Genomic DNA, 24,002 nt, shown 5'->3' on the forward strand with positions numbered 1-24,002 from the left:
TGACCGAAGCCTTATACTTCCATGATGGAAGGCATAATGTACGGGCTTCGGCCCAGTTCCCTTTTAAAATAACGGTTGAGTGTGTTGTTTGTCATCTGTTCCCAGGCAGCGCGGTTGTATTCACGCTGTTCACCGGCTTTGTTCAGCTGTTTGCGCAGCATCGCTTCAGCTCGGCGTAGAAGAGGCTTGGAGTCCTGCATATATACAAATCCGCGGGTAATCAGCTCCGGCCCTGAGAGCAACTTGCGCGTCTCGCGATTAATGGTAATGGCAACGATGACAACGCCATCGTGAGCGAGCTGTACTCGTTCCTCGAGTAATTCCTTCTCATGGGTGCGCAGCTCTCCATTGTTGATGTAGACGTCTCCGGAGGGGATATTCCGCCCTTTACGCGCATAGTTGCGGAATAGGGACAGCGTATTCCCAATGTTCATCAAATAAACGTTGCTGTCGGAAACCCCAACCTGCACGGCGAGGTGACGATGATTAAGCATCATTCGGTATTCCCCGTGGATCGGCACAAAATATTTGGGACGCAAACTGCTGATCATAAGCTTCAAATCTTCGCGGCAGCCGTGTCCCGACGTATGGATATCGAGAATGGAACCGTATTTAACTTCAGCTCCTGCCCGCATCAAGAGATCGATGCTGCGATTAACGTTCTGGGTATTCCCAGGAATCGGCGAAGACGAGAAAATAACGGTGTCCTCCGGATGAATCTGGATCGAACGATGGGCACCCGAAGCGATGCGTGTCAGCGCTGCATTGGGTTCGCCCTGGCTGCCTGTACAAATAATCAGAACCTGGTCGTCGCGATAACGGTTAACGGCTTTCACATCAATCATCATGCCGTCCGGTACGCGAATATAACCAAGCTCCTGACCGATCACAAACACCTTCTCCATGCTGCGGCCGACGATGGCGATTTTGCGGCCTGTTCGAATGGCAGCTTCAACAACCTGCTGCAGACGATGAACATTCGATGCAAAGGTGGCAAACAGGATCCGTCCGGGACATTCCCGGAACAGACGCAGGATGGAATCGCCGACGGTGCGTTCCGAAGGGGTAAACCCGTCCCGCTCGCTATTGGTGCTGTCAGCCATCAAGGCCAGGACGCCACGCGCGCCGATATGCAGAATTTTATGCAAATTGGCGGGCTTGTCCTCCGGCGTAAAATCAAATTTAAAGTCTCCGGTATGTACGATCGGCCCGTACGGGGTTTCCACAACGACCCCGAAGGCATCCGGAATGCTGTGGGTGGTTCTGAAGAAATGAACGGAAAGATGACGGAATGAAATCGTTTCGTCTTCATGGAATACGCGCAGATCACTCTGATCCAGCAGCCGGTGCTCTTCCAGCTTCGCACGAACCAGACCGATGGTCAGCGCCCCGCCATAGATCGGCATCTGGATTTGACGAAGCACATAGGGAATAGCCCCAATATGATCTTCATGACCATGGGTCAGGAACATACCTTTTACTTTATGTTTGTTATCCAGTAAATAACGAATGTCCGGAATAATGTAATCGACGCCACTCATTTCGGCATCCGGGAATTTCAGCCCGGCATCGATGATAATGATCTCATTTTTGAATTCCACGCCGTACATGTTCTTGCCGATCTCGCCAAGCCCCCCAAGCGCAAAAATGCGCACGGGTGGAGCGGAAGGCCTCGGTTTTTTGGCGGGTTTGGCCGTTTGAATCTGATCTGTTAGCAGGGGTTTAGACATAATGTGAAAGAATCCTCTCTATGGTAATTAAGGCATAAGCCTGGTCATTTTAATTTCTTCTCTACTTAAGATATCAGAAAGTTCAAGCTTTTGGGAAACGCTTTTCGAAATTCATGTGCATTTCGCCCGTGACAGTCACCTATTTTTACCCACTATTATATGCTGTAGAAGAGGAGGACTGGTAATGAGCGGTTTATTAAGGTTGGACGATATGGATGCTGTCCATGGATTGCAGGCGGAATGGCAGCGGAAAGCGATAACCAAGCTGACCGAGAAAATGACGGACCGTGACGCCAAATTCCCCTGTATTCCGGCAGTGCAAGGACATGCACTGAATCATTTTAGATACGGCTTTATCCATCAAGGCGAATCACAGGCCGCGGCAGAACAGCTGGCTGCTCTGCTGCGCGAGTTCGGACTCGGCTCCAGGAACTTCGGGCCCTATACTTCACTTGTCGTCATGATCTATACGGAGCCGAGCAGAGATAACCTGGCAGGCGTTGAGTATTATGAGCGTTTGTTCTGGCAGCTGTTAAGCCGGACAACCGAATACGATACGGAGCCTTGGCCGGCGGATCTGCCGGAGGAGCCGACGGATCATCTGTGGGAATTTTGTTTTGCAGGCGAGCCTTATTTTGTTTATTGCGGCACACCGGCACATGAGCTTCGCCAGAGCAGATACTTTCCCTACATGATGCTTGCTTTTACGCCTCGTTGGGTTCTGAAGCAGTTCAATGCCCGAACAAGGCAAGCAGAACACACCAAGGGATTGATTCGTCAGCGGTTGGCCCAATATGATCCCGTACCACCGCACCCTGACTTGAAGTTCTACGGGGCGGAGGATAACTATGAATGGAAGCAATATTTTTTGCGGGATAACACGGAGTCACTATCGAAATGTCCGTTTGCAAGGCGGCACAAAGAGATCAATCCATCATAAGAAATAACACGTTGCTATCATCATACCCTAAATCGGAGTCAGGGTTAAACATGCTTTCTATTAAAGAGCTGTCTCAAATGCGGTAATCCGCAGTGTGGCAGCCTTTTTTGCGTGGAAGCGTGGATAGGCCAGGGTATAGGATTTTGCCCCTGAATTAGTAAATCTTATCCTTGTTGTACAAAAAATTACCAAGTTACACTTAAAGTACGTCATATCATTTCATCTGTATGCGTTAGGAGGTGTGTAAGGTAAGGAGCTTTCACCAGCTTTGAAACCGCTTTAATAAACGAAATTAATTGGCGAAGGAGTTGTTTGATGAATGACAAGGTTGTCCAGAACGATGAGAGGATGGATTCTCGGATTCATCGCCGTGCTGGTGCTTAGTATGTTCCCTGTGTACAAGGCTCAAGCCGCTGAGGTTTGTGCGGAACCCGTTTGGAGCAGTTCCGCCGTATATGGCGGGGGCAATATGGTATCCCATAACGGTCATGCCTGGAAAGCGAAATGGTGGACGCAGGGCGAGGAGCCTGGAACGACAGGACAATGGGGGGTATGGGAGGACCTTGGAGCATGCAATCCCGGGACACCGCCCGTCGATCCCCCGGTGGATCCACCAGTAGACCCTCCTGTGGACCCTCCTGTGGACCCTCCGCTGCCTGGTGACCGTATGTATGTCGCTTACGCGAGTTCTTGGAACACCAGTATTTACGATCTGACTACCGCCAACATTCCCAATTACATCACCCATCTCAATCTTGCATTCGTAAGGCCGGACACCACCTATACCCAAGGGTCCTATGCGTTTGATCAAGCCGTTGCGGGCTTGGAATTTGTGGAAGGGGCCACGACACCGAACGGGCAGCGTACATTTACAGCTCAGCAGTCTCAGGATCTGCGTAACCACATCGCATCTCTCAGAGCCCGCGGAACGAAAGCGTTCCTATCGGTAGGAGGCTGGTCATACAGTCAAGGTTCACAGTGGTCCAGATTCAATGCCAAGAACATTGTGGATTTGGCTCTTGATCTAGGCGCTGCCGGAGTCGACATTGACTGGGAATCCAGCGGAAGCAGCTGCAACAAAGGGACAGCCGCCCAGTTCAGCTGCACCAAGGATGGAGAGATCGCCGGGATTATTACGAGTCTCTATAATGAAATCCATGCAAGAAACGCGAATCTGCAGATTTCCATCGCCGGCTGGTCCACGGGTGCTTATTACGTGAAAGGAACGCCGTTTGAGGAGGGCAAGGTCCAATGGGGATCACCTTTTGGAGGTACCATGTACCGCGTAGTCAAGGACCATGGCAGCAAGATCAACTTCATCAATCTGATGTCCTACGATGGCGGTATTTATTACGATCCGCGTGAAGGCTATGAATCGTATAAGGCGATATACAACGGACCTATCAACATGGGCATGCAGATTGCGCCGGAGGGATCGGGCGGTGCGGTCCTGCAGCTGAATGCCGCACCGGGCACGGTCTACGATGCCGACATGATGAACGGTCAGAATAATATCGCAACGCCCTATTATAATGTAGAAACGATGGTGAACTATATTAAGAATAAGGGAAGGGCGAAGGATGGATTCATGCTGTGGCAGCTCTGGAAACAACGGGTTCATCAGCCGGCCCCGTCAGGTGCAGCGAATGAGAACAGCGCGGGCCAGTACGTATGCCGAAATCTGCCGCTTCCTGGAGATTGCAATCAGACCATACCAAGTCTGCCGAAATTATAATTTTTTCCGATATTCCGAAGGCGTGCAGTCCATGATCTTACGGAAGACCCGAACAAAATAACTGATGTGCCCAAATCCGACATCGAGTGCGATGTCGGATATTTTATTGTCCGGCTGACGAAGGAGCTCAGCCGCCTGGCGAACGCGATAGGAATTTATATAGTCCACGGGCGTTTGCCCGGTCATCGATTTGAAGAAGCGGCAGAACTGGCCTTCGCTCATCGGGATCAGATCAGCCAGCTCACTCAGCCGGATGGGATGGTGATAATGATTCTGAATGTAGAGAATGACTTTCTTCAAACGCTCCGTTTTCACCATATCCGCTGCTTCGCTCCGGCTCCGGTTGACCAGTCGGCCAGAGGATGCGGCCTGAAACAACATAAGGAACAGATGTCCCTTAATGGCGACCTCATAACCGGCAGGTTTGTGCTTCGACAGCAGCGTCATTTCCTTTATATGCTGAAGCAGCTGCTCATCGGTCTCGAACGTCATCCATCTTGGAAAGGTGGCTCTCCGCTCCTGAAAGGGAACAATCATTCCTTCCTGTACAAGATCATAGCTGCTGCTTGCAAGCATGCCGAAATCGAACACCATCGCACAGAAACTGCAGCCTTGATCGCCCCGGGCGTGACCGGTGTGAAGATCTCCTCCATCGATAAATATGGCTTCACCCGCCCGGACAGGGATATATTCCGAGTCGATCTGAAACAGAACCTCGCCTTCCATCACATAGAAAATTTCCGCTTCCTTATGCCAATGGGAGTCTACCACATGGGCACCGGGGGCAAATTGATACCAGTAGGCACCAAACGGGAAGCGTTCATTCCCGTGGACGGTGCTTTCTTTTAACGACTGGCGAAAGGATTGATCCATGATGTACCTCCTGGGAAATGAATAACCGCTTGAATGATGTCGTCTTATATCAAAATTGTGCTATAAAACAATGGAATACTGTTAGATCAGCTTAAAACAGATCAGTATAATGATATTATAACGCTTACATCTTAAAGTTCAATTTTCATAATATAGAAAGGCGGATTAAAAAATGAAATTTACAGACGGCAACTGGCTTATCCGGGAAGGATATTCCGTTTCGGGAGCGGTTCAGGCTTATGATTTTGCGGTAAAAGGAGATACGTTGACAGCTTACGCCTCCACAGCCCCGATTCCGGGCAGAGGAGCAACCATTAATGCACAGCTGATCACCGTGCAATTTCATTCTCCGGCACCCGGCGTCATCGGCGTAAAGCTGGTTCACTATGCGGGCGTAAGAGATCGCGGACCTGCATTCGAGTTGTACAAACAGGAAGGCGACCATACGGTCATTGAAGAGAATGATCAGGAAGCGGTTCTTCGCAGCGGCAATTTGAGCGTTGTGATCAAGAAAGGTCCGGAATGGTCGGTTCACTTCTATAGAGGAGAAGAACGCATTACCGGCAGCCGAGCCAAATCCATGGCGCATATCGTGGAAGATGGCGGACAGACCTACATGCGCGAAGAGCTGGATCTGGGCGTAGGCGAGTGGGTATACGGTCTTGGCGAGCGATTCACTTCGTTTGTGAAGAATGGCCAGGTCGTGGATATTTGGAACCAGGATGGCGGTACAAGCTCCGAGCAAGCCTATAAAAATATTCCGTTCTATCTGACGAACAAGGGCTATGGCGTGTTTGTCAACCAGCCGGACCTCGTATCCTTTGAAGTGGCTTCGGAGAAAGTGAAGAAGGTGCAGTTCAGCGTGCCAGGCGAGTCACTGGAGTACTTTGTTATTGATGGGCCTGATCCGAAAGGCGTGCTGGACAAATACACGAATCTGACAGGCAAACCGGCATTACCGCCGGCTTGGACCTTCGGATTGTGGCTTTCGACCTCTTTTACAACCCAGTATGACGAAGCAACCGTAAACTCCTTTGTTGACGGCATGCTGGAACGCGATATCCCGCTGGAAGTGTTCCACTTTGACTGCTTCTGGATGAAGGGTCTCAACTGGACGGACTTCCAATGGGATGAAGAGGTGTTCCCGGATCCTGAAGGCATGCTGAAGCGTTTGAAAGAAAAAGGCTTGAAAATCTGCGTGTGGATCAACCCGTATATCGCGCAGCGCTCGCGTCTCTTTGAGGAAGGCCGTGAGAAGGGCTATCTGGTGAAAAAAGCGAATGGCGATGTGTGGCAGTGGAATCTGTGGCAGCCGGGCATGGCGCTGGTGGACTTCACGAATCCGGACGCGTGCGAATGGTATGCAGGGTACCTGCGCGAGCTGGCAGATATGGGCGTCGACAGCTTCAAGACGGATTTCGGCGAACGCATTCCGACGGATGTTGTTTATTTTGACGGCTCCGATCCGCATAAAATGCACAATTATTACACTCAGCTCTATAACAAAGTGGTCTTTGATGTGCTGGTGGAGAAATTCGGCAAGAATCAGGCGGCAGTATTTGCACGCTCTGCAACCGTAGGCGGGCAGCAGTTCCCTGTTCACTGGGGCGGCGATTGCTATGCGGATTATGAATCGATGGCGGAGAGCCTGCGCGGCGGCTTGTCCCTCGGTCTCGGCGGCTTCGGCTTCTGGAGCCATGACATCGGCGGCTTCGAAAATACGGCTCCGGCGCATGTATTCAAACGCTGGCTGGCATTTGGCTTGCTGTCCAGCCACAGCCGTCTGCACGGCAGCAGCTCTTACCGGGTGCCGTGGTCCTATGACGAGGAGGCTGTAGACGTTACGCGCTTCTTCACGAAGCTGAAGAGCCGTCTGATGCCATATCTGTTCCATACCGCTGTACAGGCATCGGAGCAAGGGGTGCCAAGCATGCGCGCCATGTTCCTGGAATTCCCGGAAGACCCGGCCGTCGAAATGCTGGATCGTCAGTACATGCTGGGAGATTCCCTGCTTGTGGCACCGGTGTTCAGCGAGAACGGCGACGTGAAGTACTATCTGCCGAAGGGCCGCTGGACGCATCTGTTAACCGGAGAAACGGTGGATGGCGGAACCTGGCGCAAGGAAACGTACGATTTCCTCGGGCTGCCGTTGTTTGTACGCAGCAACTCGTTCCTCGCCTTGGGCGCAAACGACACCCGTCCGGAATATGACTATGCCGACGGGGTTGAGCTTGGCTTGTATGCATTGGAAGACGGCAGCGCGGCTACGGCCACCGTTCGCAACATGAACGGGGAGAGCGAGCTGGTTGTGCGGGCTGTACGTGCAGGCAGCCGGATCGACTTTACGGTGGAAGGCAGCGGCAAGCCATTCTCCGTGAAGCTCTATGACACGGGAGTCATTTCATCTGTGGAGGGCTCGGGAGCGAGCCTGCAAGAAGGCAGCGTTCAAGTGGAGGCCGGACAACAAGCGGTGACCTTCACGGCAACTTTGGAAGGGTAAGCCCGGGAAATGCCTGTTGGATAAAAGGAAAAAGCATAGCGAAGATGAGCCCGGACCAGCCTTATGCTGGAATCGGGCTTCTTCCATATTTTAGCTGGCCTTGAACAAACGGCAATGCTGATATAATAGGCCTGCGGCAGGTTTATTCACGAATGGTTGTAACCGTTTTCTTTTAAAGACTGCCGAAGATTAAAGGACAGGAGCGAAGACGGTCCGATGTTATCGTATTTCATTCAACTTGTGAATGACATGAAAATCCGCAACAAATTGATATTGTCTTTTGTGGTCGTGGTCTTTGTGCCGGTAGCCATCGTGGGGATATTCCTTACGGGCGAGCTCCGCAAATTTGCTTTCAACAATGCGTTGGAGCAGGCTTACCAGAACGTGGACCGGGTCAAGAAAAGGTCAACCGAAGTCATCAACGTGGCAGACGATTTATCCTACCGGCTATCCTACGACGAGCGTCTGAGAAATCTTGCTAGCCAGCAATATGAAAGCGTATACGACGTGTTTGTGGCTTACAGGGAGTACCCCGACTTACAGCAGGCGATACGGATGTATAAGGAAATATCGAATATCCGTTTCTACAGCGATAACCCCACCATGCTGAACAATTGGGAGTTCCTTTATCCCGAGGATGAGATTAAGAAAACGGAATGGTATCAGCGAGCCGAGGATGATATCGGCGTCATCTACTGGGACTATATTACGGATGAACGTGATCAGAAGGTGTACCTCAGCTTAATCAAGGGGGTTGATCTTGGAAGCAAGGACAACCGCGGCGTACTTGTCATCAATGTCAATACGGGCATGCTGAACACGATTCTCAGCCAAGAAATGTTCGACACCATTATTGTGGACAGCAATAACAATATTGTTGCCGCTAACCGTCCGGAGTTGTACGGGAAAACGCTAGCCGAGATTCAAGATACCAGCGGGGTTGTATACCATGCGAGCGGAAGTTATGAATCGGTCATCCATGATGAAGCCTCCAAGGTGCTGATTGAACCGTTGAATACGGAATCCGGGGTTAACGGCCTGCGCATTATTTCCATATTTTCGATTGATAGCATCGTGGCGGACGCCAACCGGATCAGCAAACTGGCGATGACAGTCATCATCATTAGTCTGCTGCTGGCCGTTCTTCTGATCTACAGCTTTTCTTCATTGATTTCGAACCGGCTGCTGCGCCTTAGCAAGCATATTACGAAGGTTGGTACAGGCAACCTCGGGGTTGCCATGGAAATTGACGGCAAGGATGAGATCGGGCAGCTATCCCGCCAATTTAACTCCATGGTGGGTAATATTAACGACCTAATGAACGAAGTGCAGGAGTCCAATGAACAGAAACGGTTAATGGAGCAGAAGCAGAATGAAATTAAATTCAAAATGATGGCCAGTCAGATCAATCCGCACTTTTTATTTAATGCCTTAGAGTCTATTCGTATGGAGGCGCATCTCAAGGGTGAGGATGAAATTGCCCGGATTGTACGGCTGCTCGGTAAAATGATGCGAAGCAATCTCGAGATAGGCAGCGGAAAAACAACGATAAAAGACGAGATCGAGATGGTGCAGTGTTATCTGGATATTCAAAAGTTCCGCTATGAGGATCGTCTGAAATATGAGCTTCTGGTCGAGCCCGAAGCCAATCGGGTAAGAATCCCGCCGCTGATCATACAGCCGCTTGTGGAGAATGCGGTCATACATGGGATGGATCACAAGGAAGGGGGAACTTTCATCAGGGTGAGGGTCACGGCCAGCGAAGGGAAACTGCACGTCATAACCGAGGATAATGGAGCGGGCATAACCTTGGAGCGGCTGCGGATGATCTATGGTTATTTGAACGATACCGACGAGAAGGACGGAGGACGGATCGGGCTCCGGAATGTTCATGTCCGTCTGCAGCTTACCTACGGCCCTGAAGCGGGTCTGATCATTTATAGCGAACCGGGGATTGGAACGCGCATTGAATTCAGTATTCCGACAGGAGGAGAGAGCGATGATGAAAGTGTTAATCGTGGATGACGAACCCAAGCTGCGCGAAGGACTGAAGAGCATCGTGCCATGGACTGAGCTTGGGTTTCAGGTTGTAGGCACCGCAGCCAACGGGAGCGAAGCGTTGGAGAAGCACGGGATGTACGCCCCTGACTTGATGCTGATTGATATTCGGATGCCAGGAATGGACGGATTGCAGCTGATCGAAGCCATTCGGAACCTGGATTCTGAGATTCATCTGCTGATCCTGAGTGGATATGCCGATTTTGATTATGCCAAGCGGGCGATTTCGCATCGCGTGGACGGATACCTTTTGAAACCGGTGGATGAGGACGAGCTGAGCAAGTATTTGCTTCAGATTAAAGATGCCATCGAGCAGGAACAGGAAAGGAAGGCATTGAATAGGGCAGCTTCCGATATGAGCCGCGAGCAGTTCATTCAGACATGGTTCAATCCGGAGAGTAAGCTCGATCCAGCGGCTTTACGGCATATCGCCGAGCGGTCAGGACTGTTATGGAACCATTACCAAGTGCTGATTATTCATAATAACGGCTACGATGAATCCGGTGAAGGAGCCAACGACCGGTTGAAAAACCAGCTGATCGAAGCTTTTGAAGAGAACGGGCGCGGCACGGTCTTTTCCATGCATGGACTACTCGGCGTTCTAATGCCGACGCCGGTATTGACGGCAGGAGGACGAAAGGAATTGCTGCAGACGGTGGAGGAAGCCGCAAGTCAGGCTGGCACGGCAATTACGGCCTCATTGGGACGTCAGGTTCACCGTCTGGAGGATGTAGCCGATTCGTACCGTTGTGCGAAGGAACGGATTCGCGAACGCTTCTTCTATGCTCCCGGCGAGTTGTTATTCCCTGAATCCAAGCGGTTTGCCGGTGACATCGCGGATGAAGATCGGCAGCCTTATGATCCGGAGCAGCTGATGGAGCAGCTCTATTACGCCGTGGATGTAGGTAATGTCGAGGTGCAGCGGAAGCTGCTGCATGCTGCTGCGTATGCCATGGTGAATGAGGAGTATACGGAGGAGAGAATGAAGGGTGCGTTCGTGGAACTTCTCACTGGCGTGCACAACAAGCTGATACAACATCAACCGGAGCTGCAGTCCCGCACGAAGGAATATTCGGATCGGATTGCCGCGATATTTCGCCAGCGCACGGCCCATGATCTGTGCCGCCATTCGTCCCAATTCCTGGAGGAGCTCATCTGGCAGGCGGGCAATAGCGGACGGGATCAGGAGATGAAGCGGATCATGGATCTGATTCAGCGCAATTACAATGAGAATCTTAAACTGGAAACACTGGCCTCCGTATTTAATTACAACAGTGCCTACCTGGGGAAGATGTTCAAGAATACAACCGGAGAATACTTCAATACGTACCTCGACAAGGTCCGGATCAACAAAGCCAAGGATTTTCTGAAGCAGGGCATGAAGGTGTATCAGGTCGCGGAGAAGGTCGGTTATACGAACGTCGACTATTTTCATAGCAAATTCAAAAAGTACGTCGGTACCTCACCATCCAATTTCCGCAAGGAGCTGGACCTGTAACAGGCCATACCGTAACGCTGAATCGCACAACGAGACCGAGCCCGGATGCGGCACCGAGGTTATACAGCCTTGTGACCAGAGCATTGCATGAGGAACCGCGGGAGATGGCGCACGACAAATAGGCTTCAAGCAGCTCCGCGCCGTCTGATGCCGTATTCTAAATGGTTAATATTTGCACGCCTCATCACTCTCACCTACAACCAGACTAAGCATAAGTACTTTCATATCGTGCCCTTTCAGACGCGACTAAGGTACGCGTCTTTTTGTTTTCCCCTTTCCTTTCCTTTCCCAAGGCATTAGCGGGGAATCCAAATGCTGCGAAGCTCCGAGCGGAGGGGCCGGAATCGTATCGGAGAAGCGACAGCGGTGGCCTTTAAAGCCGGGAAACCACCTCACCCTATCATCCGAGGTTTCCCGGGTTTAACAGCGATCGGAGATACGATCCGGACACGGAGCGGCATAAAGGTCTTCTGCATTTTCTCTCCCGCAGTTAATGTCTAATTTTTATATGATTTTTAAGCCAATCCTTCGGGTACTTCCCCGCCGCAGCTTGGTTTATCATCAGGATATACAAGAGAGGAGGGGTTGGTTTGAAAGCGGTAACAAAGACGGAAAGCAGCATCCAACCTGCCGCAAAGAAAAAGAAAGGCTTTTGGACCACTTTCAAAGAGCAGAAAGTACTGTACGGAATGTCGCTACCATTCATCGTCATTGTATTCATCTTCAGTTATTTGCCGGTGTGGGGCTGGCTGATGGCATTCCAGAATTACAAGCCGGGCAAAGAGATATTCGAGCAAAAATGGGTGGGCCTGGACCATTTCGCAGCACTTTTCGCGGACGATAAGTTTTATCTGGTGTTGCGAAATACACTCGCCATGAGTTTCATGGGATTGATCGTTGGATTCACGATTCCGATCCTATTCGCAGTCTTGTTGAATGAGCTTCGTGGAAGCGTATTCAAGAGGACCGTACAGACGATATCTTATCTGCCGCATTTTGTGTCCTGGGTCGTGGTTGCCGGTATTGTGACCAAAATGCTGTCTACAGATGGAGGCGCTGTCAATCAGCTGCTGATGTGGCTGGGGTTGATTGATCAGCCGATACAGTTTATGGCTCAGGGGAACCTGTTCTGGTACATCGTAACGGGCTCCGATATATGGAAGGAAATGGGCTGGAGCGCGATCATTTATTTGGCAGCGATCTCAGGGATTGATCAGGAGCAATTCGAAGCGGCCAAGGTTGACGGCGCAAGCCGGATTCGCCAAATATGGCATATTACGCTGCCGAGCATCGCCCCTACGATTGCTATCCTGCTGATCATGTCCATCGGTCATCTGATCAGCATCGGTTTCGAGAAGCAGTTCCTGCTGGGGAATCCGCTGGTGGTGGATTATTCCGAGGTGCTGGACCTGTATGCACTGAATTATGGTCTTGGCATGGGACGTTTCTCATTCGGTACGGCCATCGGAATGTTCAACTCCGTCGTGAGCATCATCCTGCTGCTGCTTGCCAACGGTTTGTTCAAAAAATTCACGAAGCAATCGATTATGTAAGGGGAGGGAAACAGCATGGCACGAACCAAAGCAGCATTCAAGCCCTCGCTCTCCGATCGGGTGTTTGATATCGCGAATTTTACCATCATGGCACTGGTCATGATTGTCACACTCTACCCGTTCCTGAACGTTCTGGCGATATCGCTGAACGATTCCGTCGATACGGTGCGCGGGGGAATCTACATCTGGCCGCGGGAGTTCACGCTGGAGAACTATGTGCAGATTTTTAAATACGACGGCTTGGTCACCGGGGCCAAAAACACGATTCTCCGTACGCTTGCAGGGACCTTTCTGGGCTTGCTAAGCGGCACGATGCTGGGCTACGTCCTCAGCAGGGTAGACTTTCAGGGAAGAAAGTTCATGTCGACCTTTCTTGCGCTGACGATGTATTTCTCCGGCGGAATGATTCCGGTGTTCATCCTGATCCGCGACCTGAACATGATGAATTCGTTTCTGGTCTACATCATTCCGGGCATGGTGAGCGCGTTTAACGTATTCGTCATCCGGTCTTTCATCGACGGCCTGCCGTACTCGCTGCAGGAATCGGCAAAGCTTGACGGGGCCAACGATTTTACGATCTATTACAAAATCATTCTTCCGCTCTGTAAGCCCGTCTTGGCTACCATCGCCTTGTTCCTGGCCGTCGGGCAGTGGAACTCTTGGCTTGATACGTATCTCTACAACGGTAACGCCCCCCATCTCACCACGCTCCAATTCGAGCTGATGAAGGTGCTGCAGAGCACCCAGGGACAAACCAGCGGCATGATGTCCGGCCAGAATATGGCCGAGATCGTGAAGCAGGTGTCGCCGGAGTCGATCAAAATGGCAATCACGATTGTGGTAACGGTTCCAATATTGCTCGTCTATCCGTTCCTGCAGCGGTATTTCGTGAAGGGCATGACGCTTGGAGCGGTAAAAAGCTAAGCATATGTACGGTATCAGCAGGCATTGCGTCCTGTTATACGATAAATGATTAAAAATCGATTTAGGGGGTATAGCAATGAAACATAAGAAGAGATTGTCGCTGCTGCTCGCGATCATGATGATGGCTACATTCGTTCTTGCAGCGTGCGGCAACAGCGACAGCAACAATAGCGCAAATGGCGGTGAAGAAGGCAACGGCGGCAGCGATACGCAGCAGGAAGAGAAGCTGGAGCCGATGACCATGACGTATTATAGCGCGGATTCCAATGCCAACTGGGCCAACATGCAGGATGCGGTCGGCAAGAAGCTGACTGAGAAAACCGGCATTACGATCCAAGCCGAATACGCGGTGGACGGCTCCAATCAGAAGCTCCCGCTGATGGTGGCGAGCGGGGAATATCCGGACTTGGTATTTGCCAAGGGTGACGCCAATCTGTTTGTGGATTCCGGAGCGTTTATTGATCTGACGGATCTGATTGAAGAGCATGCACCGAACATTAAGAAGGTGTATGGAGATTATATGAGCCGCCTGAAATGGAGCAACGATGATGAGGCCATCTATGTCCTCCCGACACTTGCAGCGGTGGACCATCAGGCACTCGATGCCGGCGGCACGTTCCAGATCCAGCATGAAGTGCTGAAAGAACTCGGATACCCTGAACTGAAAACGGTGAAGGACTATGAGAAAGCGCTGAAAGACTATGCCGAGAAAAACCCGACGATTGACGGCCAGCCGACGATTCCGCTGACGCTGAATGCGGACGGATGGAGAATCATGATCTCGGTAACGAACCCGGCGTTTATCGCGACAGGCGTATCGGATGACGGCGAGTACTATATCGACCCGGAAACAACCGAGGCGAAGCTTCATTACAAGCGGCCGGAAGAGAAGGAATACTTCCGCTGGCTGAATCATATGAACGCCGAGGGCTTGTTGGATAAAGAAACGTTTGTGCAGAAGACGGACCAATACGAAGCCAAAATTTCCTCCGGCCGCGTCCTTGGCGTCATTGATCAGGAGTGGGGCTTCGGCAATGCAACGAACGCGCTGAGAACTTCCGGCAAGGAAAACCGCACCTATGCAAGATTCCCGATCCAGCTGGATGAGTCGACGAAGGATGCAACGTTCCAAGACACGGGTTACGTCGCCGGATGGGGCGTAGGCATTACAACATCCGCCAAGGATCCGGTTCGAATCATCAAATTCCTGGATTATCTGGCTTCCGAAGAAGGGCAAATTTTGATGAATTGGGGAATCGAGGGCGAGCATTACAACGTTGTGGACGGCAAGCGTGTCATTCCGGAAGACGTTCAAGAGCGCAAAACCTATGACAACGCCAACTTCACAAAGGAGACAGGAATCGGCTTGTACAATGCGATGTTCCCTCGTTACGGCGACGGCGTGAAGGATTCGACGGACAACTATTACACAACGAACTTCCCGGAGACGATCATAGAGAACTATACGCCATCCGCAAAGGAGACGCTGAAAGCATACGGCGTCGAAATGTGGAAAGACCTGTGGCCGAAGCAAGAGGAATTTGAAGTGAAGCCGTGGGGCGTTGCTTACAACATTCCGGTACCGAGCGACTCCAATATCAATATCACGTACAAAAAGGTGGAAGAGATTACTCGGAAGCGGATTCCGGAAATCATTCTTGCCGATCCGGCGAAATTTGATGCGCTGTATGATCAGTTCCTCAAAGAACTGAATGATGCCGGCGCCGAGAAAATGGAGCAGGAATACACCCAATTGGTACGCGACCGTGTGGAGCTCTGGAATAATTAAGGTATAGGTAAATAGAAGGGGCCGGCTATATGCGGCCCCTTTTGCCGCTATTCAAGGTTGTTACTGCTATAGCGGCGGTACTTATTTTACTTACAAGAAATACAACAATAGATGAAGGATTTAAGGTGTTCTTCGAGAAGACCTTTATCAACTGGAATAAGGGGGGATTACACTGAATTCAGCAAAGCAGCAGGTCTCAACATTGTGGTATCGGGAGCCCGCGGCCAAGTGGGAAGAAGCGCTACCGCTCGGAAACGGCCGTCTTGGCGCCATGGTGTTCGGAGGCGTACAGGAAGAACGCATTCAATGGAATGAAGATACGCTTTGGTCCGGATTTCCCCGGGATACGAATAATTACGAGGCTCGCCGGCATTTGGCAGCGGCAAGAGAGCTGATTGCGTCCGGAAAGTATGCCGAAGCCGAACAGTTGATTGAGGGCAAGATGGTCGGCAGAAGCACGGAGTCCTTTTTGCCTTTAGGTGATCTGGTCATCAGACAGTCGGGAATAGCGGATCATTGGACGGACTATAGGCGCGAACTGGATTTGGATACAGGGATTGCATCCACTCGCTTTCGAGCGGGCGGCTCCGATGATATTTTCAGCAGGGACATGTTCATCAGTGCGGTTGACCAGGTCGCGGTTATCGGTTATGCGAGCACGGGCGGCGCACCCATCCAATTGGAGATTGGGTTAAATTCACCGCTGCAGCATCGTACACGCGCAGAGGAAGACGGAACCCTGGTATTGTATGGACATGCTCCAACCCATATTGCCGATAATTACAGAGGCGATCACCCCGGGTCGGTACTCTATGAAGACGGGCTTGGCATACAGTATGAAATGAGGCTGCTGGCCCTGACGGATAGCGGGCAGGTAACGGTGGATGACAGCGGCATACGCATCAACGGCGCAGGTTCGGTCACGCTGCTGATTGCGGCAGCCACGAATTTTGAAGGCTTCGATCGTTCTCCAGGTTCTGGAGGAACCGATCCGTCCGGGATATGCAGGGGGAGACTTCAGGACGCGATGCGGCATGGTTTTGCAGAATTGCGCTCACGGCATGTCAAGGACCATCAAGCCTTGTTCAGACGGGTCGAGCTTCAGCTTGGCCGTCCAGAGGCTGAGGGTTCTACACAAGCATTGGCCACCGACGAGCGGATGCAAGCGTACCGGGAGGGACGGGAGGATGCTGCTCTTGAGGCACTGATGTTTCAATTCGGAAGATATTTGCTCATCGCCAGCTCCCGGCCAGGTACACAGCCCGCCCATCTGCAGGGCATATGGAATCCGCATGTACAGCCGCCATGGAACAGTGATTATACAACGAATATCAATACCGAGATGAACTACTGGCCCGCAGAGACGACCCATCTGAGCGAGTGCCATGAGCCGCTATTCCAGATGATCCGGGAGCTTAGCGTAAGCGGTGCCCGGACGGCGAAGATTCATTACGGCGCCCGTGGATGGGTCGCCCATCATAACGTGGATCTATGGCGAATGGCCAGCCCGAGCGATGGCAGAGCCATGTGGGCTTTCTGGCCAATGGGTGGCGCATGGCTGTGCCGGCATCTATGGGAGCGTTATCAATTCCACCCGGACCTCGAATATTTGCAGGAAACGGCTTACCCGCTGATGAGGGATGCGGCATTGTTTTGCCTGGATTGGCTTATTGAAGACGGGAAAGGGCATCTGGTGACCAGCCCGTCGACATCGCCGGAGAATCAGTTCCTTACCGAAGCAGGCTTGCCTTGCAGCGTGTCGGCAGGCTCCACCATGGATATGGCCATCATTCGGGATATATTTCATCACTGTATCGAAGCATCACAGCTGCTGGAGCAGGATGAAGAACTGCGGGAGGAATGGAGGGCGGCGGTCGCGCGCTTGCTGCCTTACGCCATCGATGACGAGGGCAGGCTCATGGAATGGAGCGAGCCTTATCCGGAAGCGGAGCCCGGACATCGGCACGTATCCCATTTGTACGGATTGTACCCCGGCTCCGATATTACCCTGCAGGATACGCCGCAGCTTGCGGAAGCCGCTTATCGTACGCTGATGTCGCGCATCGACCATGGTGGGGGGCACACGGGATGGAGCTGCGTATGGCTGATCAACCTGTTTGCCCGACTGCAGCAGCCGGACAAGGCGTATGATTATGTCCGGACGCTGATTTCCCGTTCCATGCATCCTAATCTGCTCGGAGACCATCCTCCGTTCCAGATCGATGCGAATTTTGGAGGCACCGCCGGACTTGCGGAAATGCTGCTTCAGAGTCATTTGGGTGCCATTCAGCTGCTGCCGGCGCTGCCGAAAGCGTGGGCAGAAGGCTCCGTAAGAGGATTAAAGGCTCGCGGCGGGTTTATTGTGGACATGGAATGGAGGGAAGGCCTCTTAACGTCTGCGAGCGTAACCTCTACGCATGGCCGAACCTGTAGAATTAGCTATTCCGTGCCTTTCGCCGTTAGAAGGGAAGACGGAAGTGTAGTGACGACGGATGACCATGGCTCGTTTGAAACGGTGAACGGAGCGACGTATCGGATCACGCCAGCCACCGATGAAGACAGCGTGAACACGAATGGATTGAACAAGGCTTTCTTGAAGTGAACGAGATTTGAACTAAACCAGATATGGAATTTATGAAGCTAAAGGAGCTGAACCCTAGATGATTAACGAAAAGTTACCCAAAATGTGGTATGGCGGCGACTATAATCCCGAGCAATGGGGTGCGGAAGCGTGGAAGGAAGATGACCGCATGTTTAAACTGGCGGGTATCGATGTTGCCACCATTAATGTATTCTCTTGGGCATTGAGCCAGCCGAACGAGGACACGTACGATTTTGCATGGCTGGACGAGACGATCGATCGGCTGTACCGGAACGGGGTATATATCTGTCTGGCAACCAGCACAGGGGCACATCCGGCTTGGATGGCGCGTAAATACCCGGATGTGCTGCGCGTTGACTACGAGGGCCGCAAACGCAAATTCGGCGGCCGCCATAACTCCTGCCCGAACAGTCCCACCTACCGTAAATACGCCACAATGATGGCCGGCAAGCTGGCGGAACGCTACAAGGATCATCCGGCCGTCCTGATCTGGCACGTATCGAACGAATATGGCGGGTACTGTTACTGCGATCATTGCGCCGCGGCATTCCGGACTTGGCTGAAGCAGCGCTACGGCACACTGGATGCCGTGAACAAAGCATGGAATACCCGCTTCTGGGGCCATACCTTCTATGACTGGGAGGACATCGTTGTACCTAACGCTTTAAGCGAAGAATGGTCCGGCAACCGGACCAATTTTCAAGGCATATCCCTGGATTACCGCCGTTTCCAATCGGACAGCCTGCTGGACTGCTACAAGCTGGAGCGGGATGAATTGAAGCGGATCACGCCGGATATTCCGGTGACCACGAATCTGATGGGGTTTTACCCGGAGCTGGACTATTTCAAATGGGCCAAGGAGATGGATGTCGTCTCCTGGGACAACTATCCGTCGCTGGATACCCCGTACAGCTATACCGCCATGGCACATGCCCTGATGCGGGGGCTTAAGGGCGGTCAGCCCTTTATGCTGATGGAGCAGACGCCGAGCGTTCAGAACTGGCAGCCGTACAACTCGGCCAAGCGTCCGGGGGTTATGCGATTGTGGAGCTACCAAGCGGTCGCCCATGGTGCGGATACGGTGATGTTCTTCCAGCTGCGCCGTTCGATCGGAGCCTGCGAGAAATATCATGGTGCGGTCATCGAACATGTGGGACATGAACATACTCGCGTATTCCGCGAGTGCGCCGAGCTGGGCAAGGAGCTGCAGCAGCTGGGGGACCGAATCCTGGATGCCCGTTCCGACGCCAAAGTCGCGATCATCTACGACTGGGAGAACCGGTGGGGCATTGACCTGTCGAGCGGTCCGACCGTTGCCCTCAATTACGTGAATGAGGTCCATAAATATTACGATGCCCTGCACCAGCTGCATATTCAGACCGATATGGTCAGCGTGGAAGAGGACTTCCGGAAGTATGACGTTGTCATTGCGCCGGTGATGTATATGGTAAAGCCGGGATTCGCGGAGCGCGTGGAGGCCTTTGTATCGCAAGGCGGCACCTTTGTGACGACCTTCTTCAGCGGTATCGTCAATGAATATGATCTTGTGACGCTGGGCGGTTATCCGGGCGAGCTGCGCAAGGTCATGGGAATTTGGGCCGAGGAGATTGATGCGCTGCTTCCGGGTCAGCAGAATCAGGTGGTGATGCGAGGCCGGAAGGGACAACTGGAGGGCACCTACGACTGCGGAATTCTGTGCGACGTGATCCATGCAGAAGGCGCGGAAGTCGTTGCCGAATATGGCTCCGATTATTATCAAGGCACGCCATCGTTAACCGTGAATTCCTTCGGGCAAGGGAAGGCATGGTATGTGGCCACAAGTCCGGAACCTAAATTCCTGAAGGACCTGATGCAAACCATATGCAACGACCATGGCATTAAGCCCGTTTTGAAGGCTCCGGAAGGCGTTGAGGTGACAAGGCGCGTGAAGGAGGGCGCGGAGTTCATCTTTGTACTTAATCACATGCCGGAGAGCAAACCCGTGCCATTGGAAGGGGAAACCTATGTTGACCTGCTGACGGGTGAGGAGCATCGGGATTCCTGCGAGGTGCCGGCCCGCGGAGTCATGATATTGGAGAAACGGCAGAAATAGAGGATCGCGTGAGGTTTTTTGCGAAGGCATCCATCACGTAAAGGGTTTGCATAAAAAAGCAGAGAAAGCAGGGGATCCCATGCTCTCTCTGCTTTATTTTATATGCCCAAACCCAACATAGGCTTCATGCCTAAAAGAGGTTAATCGCTGCCCAGTCTACACTTCCTTCTCATGCAGCTTACGGAATTCCTTGGGCGAAATGCCCTCTTGCTTCTTAAAGACAAGACTGAAATACTTCTCGTTCTTGAAGCCGACCATTTCGGAAATCGCTGCCATTTTCAGGCCCGGATTTTGCAGCAGGATTTTAGCCTTGGAGATGCGGATCCGGTTCAGATGTTCCGGGATGTTAATGCCGTGCTTTTGCTTGAATTTGCGGGAAATGTACTCACGGCTTACATGAAATCGGTTTGCAATATCATACAGCGACACGTCGTTCTGATAATTTTGCTCGATAAACGCCGTAATGTCATGGATCAGGTCCTGTCCCGTTTGCTTCTGGGACTGCAGCGCCGAGGCCAGCAGGCTCATTACATCCATCCAATACTGCTGCCATTCTGCCAGGGAGCATACATATTTGTCCGGGCTTGGCCGCTCGATGGCGGCGCTTTCCTCTTTGTACAATTTCAACAAAGGTTCAGACGACGGGTTAGCGGTTTCATGAATGACGTGATTGGCAAATCTTTCGATATCGCGGTCCCAACGCTCGAGAAGCTCCGGCGTGAGAACGCCGCTTTTTCGAATAGCCGCAATGAATGATTCAACAGCTTCGGTTATGGGAGCGGGTTGGCCGCTAAGTATGGCGAGCTTCCAGGTATCCTCAAACCCGCTGAACTGTACGCCTTTATGATGGTCAACGCCGGATCGGCGCTGTTCCTCCGTATCATGGATAAAGTGATTTAGGACCGTTAAATCGCGCTGATGCAGGGCGGACGAGCTCCGGGCATACAAATCCGGTATGTCTGCCGGGTATTGGCCGTCAGGACTAACGCCAAAATGCATGTGGCGCGACAAGGTGCGATGCATCCCGTTATTGATCTCTTGAAGCAGCGTTGCAAGCGTTGCAAGCTGATCCCACAGCAATATAACCAGTTGGTGAGGTGAACCGAAGTGACGGAAGGCAATCCCGATCCGGTCCTTTTGCAGAAATTCATTGCAAATATTAAGCAGGGCAAACATGAGCAAATCCTGATGATGGCCAAAGCGGCTATAAAGCGCGTGATCTGACTTGTCCATTTGCATGACGGCCAGGCGTATCGTCTGCGTTTGCTCCGGTACGATGCCTTCATCCTTGAGGCGATTGACCACCTGGATATGGGCGCTTTTGTCATCAATAAGACTGGATAACAGCTTCTCCGAGTAGACCGGCCGGTACTCGTTCACCTGAACATGCTGCTGCCGCGCCGCAAGGCGCTCCCGTTCCTCGGCTTTCCAGGCGGCAGTCGCCTTGGCGACTGCTTGGTTGATGACGTCTTCCTCAATGGGCTTCAGGATATAATCCGTGCCGCTGTACCAGATGGTGTTGCGAACGAATTCGAAGTCGTCATGCCCGCTGATGACAATGAATTTGATATCCGGGTAATTTTTGTGAATCCATTCCATGAGATCTACGCCGTTTTTGAGCGGCATCAGCATGTCCATCAGCACGAGGTTGGGCCGGAATTCCGGAATCAACTTCATCGCCTCAAGACCATTGGCGGCTTCCTCAATATCGATAATCCCGTGCGTCTCCCACTGGACGAGCAGTCGGATGGCTTTACGCACGCGAGACTCGTCATCCACGATCAATGCCTTCATCCGTTTCACCTTCCACATTTATAGTCAGTACAACACGAAAGCCATGCGGCTGGTTGTTTTCGATGCTGAACTTGGATTTTCCGCGATAATACAGCCTCAGCCTTGTCATGATGTTGATGAGTCCGATCCCGCTGCTGTCTTCCGTTTCCATTTCGGAAAGAACCTGAAGCTGTTCCAGATCCATTTCTTCCATCCGAAGCAAGTGCTCCTGAAGGGTTTGGAACGGCTCATCCTGCATTCCGTTACCGTTATCCTCGACCGTGATCTGCACGATGGAGGCCGACAGGCGCTTACTTTTTAACGCGATGTAATTGTTTTCCGCCAAGGGGTTCATGCCATGCTTGAAAAAGTTCTCGATCAGCGGCTGAACCAGCATTTTCGGGATCAACACCTGCAAAGTCGACTCATCCACATCGTAACGGAAGTCGAACTGATTCTCAAATCGTTCCTTCTGCAGCTCCACGTAATCCTTGATATGATCGATCTCTGTAGCCAGCGTGACCGGTTTATCGGTGTTGTACATGCTGTATCTCATCATCCGGGCAAGGGCGGAGATCAGGGAGTAGATTCTCTTCATTCCATGCTCCAGCGCAAGGGTGCCGATCGTTTGCAGCGCATTGTTCATAAAATGCGGGTTCACCTGCGCCTGCAGCGCGCGGAGCTGGTTGGTCCGGTTCGCCAGCTTCAGCTTGTATTCCTGCAAGATAAGGTTGTTGATCGTATCCATCATGCTGCCGAACCTGCGGTGCAGGGTTCCGATTTCGTCTTTGCGGTTGGAGGAGATATCCACGGCCATTCGTCCGCTTTTGACTTGGCTCATGAGGCCTACCAATTCCCGGATCGGCGCCGTAATATAGACCGAAATCCAGATCGTGGCGGCGATGATGAGAATAAGGGACACGGCTATCAGCAAAATATTGACGAAGGCTGCTTTGTCCGCGCTGCTTAGAATATAGGAGGAAGGGATCTCCTTAATCATCGTCCAGTCGTTGATCGACGTCTTGATATTGTTATATAAATAGATTTTGTTGTTATACTCGAAATGGCCTTCCTTCTTGCCGGACTGCTTGATGCTGTCGTACCATTCCGTTTGAATCTGCTGTCCCAGCATCTCGCCATGGCCGGCATACATGATATACCCGGCTTCATTCGTAATATACAGCTGCTCATGTTCGGGCTGGAACAGCTGATTGCTGATCCGGCTCAGGAAATTCATGTCCATATCGATGGCGAGAATGCCCAATCGCTCGGTCGAAGGGACGCGTTCAATGACCCGGTACATCGTGAATACTTGTTTATTGGCCTCATAGGGATAAGCTAACTGAAAGCCATACGTGTGAAGGGGATGGGGCGGCTGTAAGACCACCGTATAGTTACCGAGATCGGGAATTTCGGGATAGAGGTTGACATCACTCGTTTTTCTGGCGATATCCTGGGCGAATAACGTGGCCTCTCTTTTGCCGTCGACATAGAGATAGACCTGTCTGGAGCCGCTAATGGCTTTTTGAATGGACTGCAGCGTGGCGGACTGCCTGCCGCTGGCATTGATGTTCTCATGACTATAATAAAGGCTGCGGAAAAAATCCGGATCCGAATAAACCGTAAGGGAATTCCGGTTCATGTCTTCCAAATAGCTCTCCAAGTTCAACCGTCCCTGATAGAGAAGGTTCATATTCTCAACAACGGCCCGTTCCTTGAGCGAGTTGGTGGTCATCACATAGCTGATGATCATGGAGATGGTGGTCGGAATGATGGTAGCCATGATCATAAAGGTAATCAATTTGGTGCGAATGCTGTTCCAATTCCAGTTCAATAAATTCACCGCCGATCAATTTTCTATACCATTTAGTTCACATCCTGTGGTAGTCCCAAGGTCTTCATCTTAGCATAATTAAATCATAGAGAAATGGATAG

14 protein-coding genes are annotated in these 24,002 nt (G+C 51.7%); 10 read left to right on the forward strand and 4 right to left on the reverse strand.

The annotated features are described in order from the left end of the window. Window positions 1-11: 11 nt before the first annotated feature. Window positions 12-1,730 (reverse strand): ribonuclease J1, encoded by a 1,719-nt coding sequence (gene rnjA / locus PAEVO_RS31750; RefSeq protein ID WP_100541437.1) that lies wholly within the window; start codon window positions 1,728-1,730, stop codon window positions 12-14. A gap of 184 nt (window positions 1,731-1,914) precedes the next feature. Between rnjA and PAEVO_RS31755 the strand changes: the two genes are divergently transcribed. Beyond that, window positions 1,915-2,670 carry a YqcI/YcgG family protein gene (locus PAEVO_RS31755; protein WP_100541438.1) on the forward strand — a complete coding sequence of 252 codons (756 nt, stop codon included), beginning with the start codon at window positions 1,915-1,917 and terminating at the stop codon, window positions 2,668-2,670. Window positions 2,671-3,010: 340 nt separating this feature from the next. Further along, complete coding sequence (locus PAEVO_RS31760; RefSeq protein WP_243391010.1) at window positions 3,011-4,405, forward strand: glycosyl hydrolase family 18 protein; 1,395 nt, start codon at window positions 3,011-3,013, stop codon at window positions 4,403-4,405. On the opposite strand, the gene PAEVO_RS31765 is transcribed toward PAEVO_RS31760, so the two are convergent. Further along, the gene (locus tag PAEVO_RS31765) at window positions 4,400-5,278 is read right to left on the reverse strand and encodes a helix-turn-helix transcriptional regulator (protein WP_100541440.1); all 879 of its coding nucleotides are present in this window, start codon (window positions 5,276-5,278) and stop codon (window positions 4,400-4,402) included. The genes PAEVO_RS31760 and PAEVO_RS31765 overlap by 6 nt on opposite strands. A gap of 172 nt (window positions 5,279-5,450) precedes the next feature. On the opposite strand from PAEVO_RS31765, the gene yicI reads away from it, so the two are divergent. From yicI to PAEVO_RS31805, 8 genes are all read left to right on the forward strand, one after another. Continuing rightward, window positions 5,451-7,778, forward strand: coding sequence for an alpha-xylosidase (yicI, locus tag PAEVO_RS31770; RefSeq protein ID WP_100541441.1), 2,328 nt, complete (start codon window positions 5,451-5,453; stop codon window positions 7,776-7,778). Window positions 7,779-7,994: 216 nt separating this feature from the next. Further along, complete coding sequence (locus PAEVO_RS31775) at window positions 7,995-9,803, forward strand: cache domain-containing sensor histidine kinase (RefSeq protein ID WP_100541442.1); 1,809 nt, start codon at window positions 7,995-7,997, stop codon at window positions 9,801-9,803. Further along, entirely contained in the window at window positions 9,778-11,334 is a 1,557-nt protein-coding gene (locus PAEVO_RS31780) for a response regulator transcription factor (RefSeq protein ID WP_100541443.1), read from the forward strand. Before PAEVO_RS31775 ends, PAEVO_RS31780 begins: the two co-directional genes overlap by 26 nt. A 590-nt stretch (window positions 11,335-11,924) precedes the next feature. After that, the gene (locus PAEVO_RS31785) at window positions 11,925-12,887 is read left to right on the forward strand and encodes an ABC transporter permease (RefSeq protein ID WP_100541444.1); all 963 of its coding nucleotides are present in this window, start codon (window positions 11,925-11,927) and stop codon (window positions 12,885-12,887) included. Between the two features lie 15 nt (window positions 12,888-12,902). Beyond that, window positions 12,903-13,811, forward strand: a complete 909-nt coding sequence (locus PAEVO_RS31790; protein ID WP_100541445.1) for a carbohydrate ABC transporter permease — start codon at window positions 12,903-12,905, stop codon at window positions 13,809-13,811. Window positions 13,812-13,887: 76 nt separating this feature from the next. Further along, on the forward strand, window positions 13,888-15,600 hold the full coding sequence (locus PAEVO_RS31795; RefSeq protein WP_100541446.1) for an ABC transporter substrate-binding protein: 1,713 nt from the start codon (window positions 13,888-13,890) through the stop codon (window positions 15,598-15,600). Window positions 15,601-15,802: 202 nt separating this feature from the next. Then, window positions 15,803-18,202 carry a glycoside hydrolase family 95 protein gene (locus tag PAEVO_RS31800; protein ID WP_243391011.1) on the forward strand — a complete coding sequence of 800 codons (2,400 nt, stop codon included), beginning with the start codon at window positions 15,803-15,805 and terminating at the stop codon, window positions 18,200-18,202. Between the two features lie 58 nt (window positions 18,203-18,260). After that, window positions 18,261-20,294: a beta-galactosidase gene (locus PAEVO_RS31805; protein WP_100541448.1), complete on the forward strand. Its 2,034-nt coding sequence runs from the start codon at window positions 18,261-18,263 to the stop codon at window positions 20,292-20,294. Between the two features lie 156 nt (window positions 20,295-20,450). Here PAEVO_RS31805 and PAEVO_RS31810 read toward each other — a convergent pair whose 3' ends face one another. Both PAEVO_RS31810 and PAEVO_RS31815 read right to left on the reverse strand, forming a co-directional pair. Further along, complete coding sequence (locus tag PAEVO_RS31810; protein WP_100541449.1) at window positions 20,451-22,088, reverse strand: response regulator transcription factor; 1,638 nt, start codon at window positions 22,086-22,088, stop codon at window positions 20,451-20,453. Then, window positions 22,066-23,910: a cache domain-containing sensor histidine kinase gene (locus PAEVO_RS31815; protein WP_243391012.1), complete on the reverse strand. Its 1,845-nt coding sequence runs from the start codon at window positions 23,908-23,910 to the stop codon at window positions 22,066-22,068. Before PAEVO_RS31815 ends, PAEVO_RS31810 begins: the two co-directional genes overlap by 23 nt. Window positions 23,911-24,002 lie beyond the last annotated feature (92 nt).

It is taken from the genome of Paenibacillus sp. GM2FR, assembly GCF_002803325.1.
Lineage (GTDB): Bacteria > Bacillota > Bacilli > Paenibacillales > Paenibacillaceae > Paenibacillus_AQ > Paenibacillus_AQ lautus.